This is a genomic window from Brevundimonas sp. (assembly GCF_050729455.1).
GTDB lineage: Bacteria > Pseudomonadota > Alphaproteobacteria > Caulobacterales > Caulobacteraceae > Brevundimonas.
Genome location: NZ_JBOHLI010000113.1, coordinates 1 through 1,784, shown reverse-complemented (window position 1 = coordinate 1,784; position 1,784 = coordinate 1). Strand labels below are relative to the sequence as shown.

Annotated in this window: 2 protein-coding genes and 1 pseudogene; 2 read left to right on the top strand and 1 reads right to left on the bottom strand. The window is 65.6% G+C overall.

The genetic code is table 11. The features are described 5' to 3' along the window. Window positions 1-125 precede the first annotated feature (125 nt). Entirely contained in the window at window positions 126-827 is a 702-nt protein-coding gene (gene ctrA, locus ACREEF_RS15760) for a response regulator transcription factor CtrA (protein ID WP_431566511.1), read from the bottom strand. A gap of 371 nt (window positions 828-1,198) precedes the next feature. On the opposite strand from ctrA, the gene ACREEF_RS15755 reads away from it, so the two are divergent. Further along, window positions 1,199-1,585 (top strand): chromosomal replication initiator DnaA, encoded by a 387-nt coding sequence (locus ACREEF_RS15755; RefSeq protein WP_431566510.1) that lies wholly within the window; start codon window positions 1,199-1,201, stop codon window positions 1,583-1,585. Next, a pseudogene (locus tag ACREEF_RS15750) lies at window positions 1,582-1,784 on the top strand (DUF6456 domain-containing protein); the annotation flags it as partial. The gene ACREEF_RS15755 and the pseudogene ACREEF_RS15750, both read left to right, overlap by 4 nt.

Sequence of the window (1,784 nt, the reverse complement as noted above, 5' to 3'; positions counted from 1 at the left end):
GATCTGGATCCCGGCCTTCGCCGGGATGAGCGGATTTAGTAGGCGTCCCGGCCAAACAAAAACGCCCGCCGGTTTCCCGGCGGGCGTTTCCAATTCCAGACCTGAGTGGAGGCTCAGGCGGTCAATCAGGCGGCGACGTGGATCGCGCCTTCCGACGGGTCGCGCAGGACGTAGCCGCGGCCCCAGACGGTTTCGATGTAGTGCTTGCCGCCGGCGGCCGTCGCCAGCTTCTTGCGCAGCTTGCAGATGAAGACGTCGATGATCTTCAGCTCGGGCTCGTCCATGCCGCCGTAGAGGTGGTTCAGGAACATTTCCTTGGTCAGGGTCGTGCCCTTGCGGAGCGAGAGCAGCTCCAGCATCTGGTATTCCTTGCCGGTCAGGTGCACGCGGTGGCCGTCCACCTCCACCGTCTTGGCGTCCAGGTTCACGGCGATCTCGCCGGTGTGGATGATGGCCTGGGCGTGGCCCTTGGAGCGACGGACCACGGCGTGGGTGCGCGCGATCAGCTCGTCCTTGTGGAAGGGCTTGGTCAGATAGTCGTCGGCGCCGCCGCCGAAGGTCTTGACCTTGGTCTCGATCTCGTGGCTGCCCGAGAGGATCATGACCGGCGTATTGATCTTGCCGACGCGCAGCTGACGCAGAACCTCAAGGCCGCTCATGTCGGGCAGGTTCAGGTCCAGCAGAATGAGGTCGTAGTCATAGATCTTGCCCAGATCGATGCCTTCTTCACCCAGGTCGGTCGTATAGACGTTAAAGCCTTCCGACTTGAGCATCAGTTCGATGCTTTGGGCCGTGGCGTGATCGTCTTCAATCAGCAGGACGCGCATTCATGCCCCTCCAGGCAAAGCTTGATTGCGGCCGCCAAGGGAGCGACGACCGGGTAACCTTGTTCCAACGTTAACGGGTCAAAACCTTAAGAAGGGTTAACGGGTCCCGATATGAAACGACTAGGCTGATTTGCGAATCGCCGTCCAGAGTCGCGAGTCAAGGATTCGTTAATTTATTAACCATGCGGCGCGCCTTGCCCCCTTGACGCGCGCACCATCCCCCGCCGCGCGTCGATTGCTCCACAGCCGATCCCGCGCCGGACAAGGCGAAGCGACCGCTTCTGACGTTCGTTAGGACAAGATTCCTAGCCCACCCCTCGGCCTACTGCACGATGGGAAGAACAAAAGAGCGTTCGGGAGCAACTGACGACATGGAATCCTATCGGGCCGAGCCCTATCGCGTGCCGGTGACGGAGGGCGACCGCATCCGCGCCGACGCGGCCCTGCATCTGGCGGCCTACGCCTTTGGCGTGCCGGCGGCCGAGATGCTGCGGCGCGAGCGGGTGCGGCCGCGCGCCTGCCGCGCCCGCTGGTCAGCCATGTATCTGGCTCACGTTTCGTTCGGTTGGCCGCTGGAGCGGGTGGCCCACGCCTTCGGCCTGAACCGGGCCACCGCCTCGACCGCCTGCCGCTGGGCCGAGGACGAGCGCGACCACGACAAGTACGACGCCGTCATGGACGGGCTGGAGGCCAGCCTGCGCGCGATATCTGAGTTGCCCGCCGTCGATCTGTCCGTGGCGTCGGGAGGCGGCCGATGAGCCGCGTTCTGGAGCGCGCTCGCTCCCTGCTGGACCGTCCCGGCGCCTGGCTGGACCAGTCGGGCGTCGCCTATCCCCTGCGGCTCGGCGGCGACCGGCGCGGCCGGGTGGTGCTGACCCTGGACGAGGCGGCGTTTCGCGCCCTCGTCGAGCGGCCCGGCCTGCGACGGCGCGACGGCGGCGGCTGGCTGCCCCGCCC